Source organism: Phenylobacterium sp., from assembly GCF_036821595.1.
Lineage (GTDB): Bacteria > Pseudomonadota > Alphaproteobacteria > Caulobacterales > Caulobacteraceae > Phenylobacterium.
On sequence record NZ_DAISJG010000101.1, the window covers coordinates 1 to 6,001 of the forward strand.

The 6,001-nt window shown below is 72.1% G+C and carries 5 protein-coding genes; 1 reads left to right on the plus strand and 4 read right to left on the minus strand.

Features of this window, described 5'->3' with window-relative positions; all coding sequences use genetic code 11:
• Positions 1-259 (plus strand): hypothetical protein (locus V7Z97_RS18795; protein ID WP_334164972.1); only part of this gene is annotated, 259 nt, incomplete at its 5' end.
• Here the strand turns inward: V7Z97_RS18795 and V7Z97_RS18800 are convergent.
• The 4 genes from V7Z97_RS18800 to V7Z97_RS18815 are packed head-to-tail and all read right to left on the minus strand — an operon-like array spanning position 249 to position 5,964.
• Positions 249-2,693, minus strand: coding sequence for a response regulator (locus V7Z97_RS18800; RefSeq protein WP_334164973.1), 2,445 nt, complete (start codon positions 2,691-2,693; stop codon positions 249-251). The genes V7Z97_RS18795 and V7Z97_RS18800 overlap by 11 nt on opposite strands.
• On the minus strand, positions 2,686-3,138 hold the full coding sequence (locus V7Z97_RS18805) for a response regulator (RefSeq protein WP_334164974.1): 453 nt from the start codon (positions 3,136-3,138) through the stop codon (positions 2,686-2,688). Before V7Z97_RS18805 ends, V7Z97_RS18800 begins: the two co-directional genes overlap by 8 nt.
• Entirely contained in the window at positions 3,131-5,374 is a 2,244-nt protein-coding gene (locus V7Z97_RS18810; RefSeq protein ID WP_334164975.1) for an ATP-binding protein, read from the minus strand. The genes V7Z97_RS18805 and V7Z97_RS18810 overlap by 8 nt, the downstream gene beginning before the upstream one ends.
• Entirely contained in the window at positions 5,371-5,964 is a 594-nt protein-coding gene (locus V7Z97_RS18815; protein ID WP_334164976.1) for a biliverdin-producing heme oxygenase, read from the minus strand. Before V7Z97_RS18815 ends, V7Z97_RS18810 begins: the two co-directional genes overlap by 4 nt.
• Positions 5,965-6,001: the final 37 nt, after the last annotated feature.

Below are 6,001 nucleotides of genomic sequence, written 5' to 3' on the forward strand. Positions count from 1 at the left end.
CCCCAAACCCCCCGCCCCGGCGGCCGTGACCTTCCGGAGCGCCATCGAGCGCGCGGTCCAGGAGGGCGTGGCTCCTGACGACATGACCCTGCGCCTGACCCTGCGCGACGAGGCCGAGCTGAAGCGCGACCGCTCCATCGCCGTGGACGACATCAGCTTCGACGCCGGCGTCATGCGCTTCCTGGGCGTGAAGGTCGCCACCGGCGGCGTGACCGCCAGCACGCTGGAGCGGGGCGGCTCGTCCGAGCCTACCGCCTGAGCGGCACCACCTTGCCCGCGTCCGGGGCCGCGCCGATCGCGGCCTCCACCTTGCGGGCCAGTTCGTCGTCCCGGAACGGCTTCTGGATGATGCGGTCCTCGCCCACGTCGCGCAGGGCCTTCAGGTCGGCGTAGCCGGTGATGAACAGCACCGGCGTCCCCGGCCGCAGCTCCATGGCCGCACGGGCGGCTTCCACCCCGTTCATGCCCGGCATGGCGTAGTCGGCCAGCAGGATGTCCACCGGCTGCTCGCGCAGGATGTCGAGCGCCGCCCCGCCGCTGCCGGCCTCCAGGACCCGGTAGCCGAGCTCCGCGAGCATGGCCGCGGTGATCTCCCGCACCGCGCTGTCGTCGTCCATCACCAGCACCGTGCGCGCGCCCTTGCTGGCCGCCGGCGCCTTGGCCTTCACCTCGGGTTCGCGCCGGGCCGCGCCCGCCGCCCGCGGCAGGTAGACCTTCACCGCCGTCCCCTCCCCCACCCGGGTGTCGATGCGGACGCCGCCGCCGGACTGCTTGGCGAAGCCGTAGACCTGGGCGAGCCCCAGCCCCGAGCCCTTGCCGACCGCCTTGGTGGTGAAGAACGGCTCGAAGGCCTTGGCCAGCACCTCCGGCGTCATGCCGGGGCCGGTGTCGCTCACCGAGAGCAGGACGTAGTCGCCCGGCGGCGGCTCCTCCGGGCGCGTCGGCTGCTGGCGCAGGGTGACGTTCGCGGTCTCCACCGTCAGGCCGCCGCCCACCTCCATGGCGTCGCGGGCGTTGATCGCCAGGTTCAGGATGATCAGCTCGATCTGGGTCGGGTCGACCAGGGCCGGCCACAGATCCGGCTTCAGCACCGTCTCCAGGCGCACGCTGCCGCCCATGGTCGACTGCAGGAGGTCGCGCATCCCGGCGACCGTCTCGTTCAGGTCGACCGGCTTCGGCTCCAGCTTCTGGCGCCGGGAGAAGGCGAGCATCTGCGCCGTCAGCTTGGCGCCGCGCTCGGCGGCGGTGCGCATGTGGCCGATGCGCTCGGCGATCGGCCCGTTGACGCCCTGCTTGGCCAGGGCGCGCTCGACGAAGGTGATGTTGCCGAGCACGACGGTCAGCAGGTTGTTGAAGTCGTGCGCCACGCCCGAGGTGAGCTGGCCCACGGCCTCCAGGCGCTGCATCTGGCGCAGCGTCGCCTCGACGCGCTCGCGCTCCTCGATCTGCTCGGCCAGCTCCCGGTTGCGCTGGGCCAGCACCTCGGCGGCCGCCTTCTCCGCGGTGATGTCGCGGCCCACGGCGTAGAAGGCGTCGCCCTCCGGCACGGCGGTCCACGAGATCCAGCGCCAGCTGCCGTCGGCGTGCTTCAGCCGGTCCTCGAAGCGCTCCAGCACCTCGCCGCGGGCGAGGCCGGCGATCACGTCGCGGGCGGGGCCGACGTCCTGCGGGTGGATCAGCAGGCCAAGGTTGCTGCCCACCAGCGCCTCGGGGGCGTAGCCCAGCATGGATTCCCAGGCGGGGTTCACCCGCACGAACCGCCCCTCGAAATCCGCCACGGCGAAGAGGTCGCGGCTCAGCCGCCAGATGCGGTCCCGTTCGGCGGTGCGCTCGGCCACCTGGCGTTCCAGGTCGCCCGTCAGGCGACGCAGCGCCTCCTGCGCCTGCCGTTCCTCGGTGATGTCGCGCACGATACCCACGATGCGGGTGCAGACACCCTCCTCGAACTGCGCCTGGCCGCGGGTCGCGATCCAGCGTTCGGCGCCGCCGGGCGGCGCGACGCGGAATTCCTCGGCGAAGGTCCCGGTGGCCTCCGGGCTCCAGGTGATGGCCGCCCGCACGGCCGCGTCCACCCGCTCCCGATCGGTCGGATGCATGCGCTGCAGGAACGTCGGGTAGTCGACTTCGCCGTCCGCAGGTATGCCGAACAGCACCCGGCAGCGCTCGTCCCAGTCCAGCGCGCCGGTGCGGGGGTCGAAGTCCCAGAGCCCGAGCTCGGCGCCCTCGATGGCCAGGCGGGCGCGCATCTCGCTGCGCGACAGCGCCTGCTCGGCCTCCCGTCGCTCCCGCCGCTCGCGCGCCTGCTCCAGCGCCCGGTCCACGGCGGTCGCCAGCCGGGTCAGGTTGCGCTTCATCACATAGTCGGTGGCGCCGCGCTTCAGGGCGTTGGTGGCGAACTCTTCGCCGACCACGCCCGAGACGAAGATGAACGGCGTGTCCGGCTGCAGGGCGCGGGCGATGTTCAGCGCCGAGAGCCCGTCGAAGTCCGGCAGCGAATAGTCCGCCAGGATGATCTCGCAGTCGCCCTCTTCCAGGGCGGTGACGAACTCGCGGCGGTTCACCACCCGGCGCAGGCTGAAGGCCAGCTCGGCCTTGGCCAGGTGGGCCGCGAGCAGTTCGGCGTCGATCTCGCTGTCCTCCAGGAGGAGGATTGCGATCTCGCGGCCCGCCGGCCGGACTCCGGAATCAGGCATCGGCGGCGGCCCTCGGCGGCGGCTCGTTGAGGATCGCCCAGAACATCCCGAGGTCCTGGATCGCCTCGAAGAAGGCGTTGAAGTCCACCGGCTTCACCACGAAGGCGTTCACGCCCAGCTCGTAGCTCTTCACCAGGTCGCGCTCCTCGCGCGACGAGGTCAGCATGACCACCGGGATCTGCCGGCGCAGGCTGTCGCTCTTCACCTTCTCGAGCACCTCGAGGCCGTCGACCTTGGGCAGCTTGAGGTCCAGCAGCACCACCGCCGGGTCGCCCGGCAGACGCTCGGCGTGCTCGCCGCGCTGGTACAGGTAGTCGAGGGCCTCGGCGCCGTCGCGGGCGACGACGATGTCGTTGGCGAGCTGGCACTTGGCCAGAGCGGCCAGGGTGAGCTCCAGGTCCCGGGGGTTGTCCTCGACCAGCAGGATCGGCCTCAGGTCAGCCACGCGTGATGTCTCCTTTTCGTGCGCTCTCGCGCCTTGGCAGGGTGAAGGTGAAGGCGGCGCCCCGGCCAAGCTCGCTGGCGGCGGAGATGGTTCCGCCGTGCCGCTCGACGATCCGCTTGCAGAGCGCCAGGCCGATGCCCGTGCCCTCGAACTCTTCCGTGCGGTGCAGCCGCTGGAAGACGCCGAACAGCTTGTGGGCGTAGGCCATGTCGAAGCCCACCCCATTGTCGCTGACGGTGAAGCTGACGCCGTCGGCGCGCTCCTCGCCCTCGATGCGGATCTCCGTGCGCTCGCGCGGCGCCGAGTACTTGATGGCGTTCTGGATCAGGTTCTGCAGCACCTGGCGGATCATCGCCGCGTCGCCCCAGGCGGACGGCAGGGCGGCGACCTGCCAGTCGATGGCGCGGCCCTGCAGGTCGGGCTCCATGGACCGCCGCACCTCGGCGATCAGCTTGCCCATGTCGATCCGGTCCTTGGCGAGGTTCGTGCGGCCGAGCTGGGAGAAGTTCAGCAGGTCGTCCACCAGCCGCCCGGCCGACAGCCCGGACTCGCGGATGCTCTGCAGGTAGTGGCGCGACTTGGGGTCTAGGTCCGGCTCGCGGTCGGCCAGCAGCTCGGCGTAGCCCACGATGTGCCGGAACGGCGCGCGCAGGTCGTGGGAGATGGAATAGGAGAAGCTCTCCAGCTCCTTGTTGATCGCCTCGAGCTGGGTGGTCAGCTCCGCCCGCTCCTCGGCCCGGCGCAGGACGAGGCTCTGGATCGCGCTGCGGAAGCCCGTGGCGCTGTCGATCTCGGCGGCCGTCCAGGGCAGGCTGCGCAGCCGCACCTGCTCGCGCCACAGCTCGAACGACTTGCGCGGATGCAGCCGGTCGGCCCCGGGCTCCACCGGCTTGGACGGGTCGCCGCTCCAGTCGATGGTCCGCACCACCTCCGGCCGGAACCAGAGGATGTAGTCGGAGTGGAGCTGGGAGATCGACACCGCCAGCAGGCCGCTGGCCCGGTCGGCGTAGGCCTCGGCCTCCGGCCAGGCGTCGGTCATCGATTCCAGCGCCACCACTTCCTCGCCGGCCTCGCCAAGCCGGTCGGCGATGCGCCGGATCTCGTCCTGCGGCGGCGTCAGGCCGGCGGCCAGCACCTTGCCGCCGCGCACCACCGCCGCGCCCGCCGCCCTGGTCAGGCCCGACCACAGGTCCGTGTTGTTCGCCAGCCCGGTCTCGAACCCCGGCGCCAGCGCCAGCTTCGCCAGCAGCTCGGTCTCCACCTGCTTCAGCGCCAGCCGCTCGGCGGTGCGCTGCGCCTGCTCGCGGGCCTCGATCTGCAGGGACAGCACCTGCCCGAGGATGTCGCAGGCCGTCCGCACCTGGGCGTTGACCTGTCGCGGCGCCCGGCTGTGGCCGGAGATCAGCCCCCAGAGCCGCCCCTCCACCAGCAGCGAGATCGACATGGACGAGCCGGTGCCCATGTTGCGCATGTATTCCAGGTGCACCGGCGAGACGCTGCGCAGCGCCGCCTGCGACAGGTCCAGCGGGGCGCCGTCCACCGGGCTCAGGGCCGGCTCGACCGGCGACTGGACGTAGTCGGCGTTGGCGATCAGCCGGATGCGGTTCTGCCGGTAGAGCTCCCGCGCCTGGGCCGGGATGTCCGAGGCCGGGAAGCGCTGGCCCAGGTACGACGGCAGCACGCCGTCACTGTCCTCGGCCAGCACCGTGCCGTCGCCCTCCTCGTCGAAGGAATAGAGCATCACGCGGTTGAAGCCGGTGATCGCGCGAACCTCCGTCACTGCCGCCTGTGCGATGGCCGGCACGTCGCCGGCGTGGCCGATGGCGTCGAGGAACCGGCGCAGGCGCGGGTAGAGCCCCTCCAGGGTCTCGGCCTCGGTGCGCGGGGGGTCCTCGAACTCCAGCACCAGCCCCTGCGGCGTCAGATGGCCGGCCACCTGCAGGACGAAGGCGCCCAGCGTCACCGTGCGCAGGAACTGCGGGTCGTCGTTCGCCAGCCACCGGCGCAGCTCCGCGGTGAGCTGAAGGGTCTCCGGCAGGTCGGCCAGCGACTCCCCCGGCCCGAGCGGCAGGCCCGAGACCTCGGCCAGGTTGGCGCTGGCCTGAAGGCGCGCGAAGCTCTTGGGATCGACGACCAGCAGCGCCCCGTGCGGCTGGATCCCGCCGGGAATCCGGATCGGCTCGGCCGCGCAGGCGTCGAGGTCGAGCACGGTGGTCGGGTGCAGGGTCTCGCTCATGCCGCCAGCCATTCCTCGAGCAGCGCGAAGGTCTCGCGGGCCCCCGCCGCGGCGCGGTCGCGGTCGGGGTCCTGGGCGGCCAGGAACCCCTGGAAGCCCCGCCACATCTCGCCCGTCCGCCGGCCGTACGGGTCGAAATAGGTGATGCCGCCGGCGGGCGCCCAGCCGGCGTCGGCCAGCGCCCGGGCGATCAGCTTCCCGCCGAGCGTCGAGCCCTCCATCACATAGAGCGAGCCCAGGGCCGCGGCCTCGTCGCCGGCCAGGCGCTCGGCCTCGGCGCAGAGCGGCAGCGCCCGGATCTCCGCCGTCGTGCGGCCGAGCGCCGCCAGGTCGCGCCGCAGGTGCGGCAGGCGGGCCCTTGGCGCATGGAAGGCCGCGAACTTCGAACGCTGGCGGATGGCGCACTCCCAGACCGCATGGAAACCGTGGAAACGCTCCAGCACGCGCACGAAGCGCTGTCTGTCGAGTGGCTGACTCAGGAGGCTAAGAGACTCTTCAAGGCTGCTGTGAGCGGCGGCGGTCTCGCGGCGCAGGTGCGAAGCCAGGTCGGTCGGGTGTGCAGGGGCGCTGGAGCGCCGGGTACGAGGCATCGCGGGCGGAACACTTCCTGTTCAGCCCCACCCGACG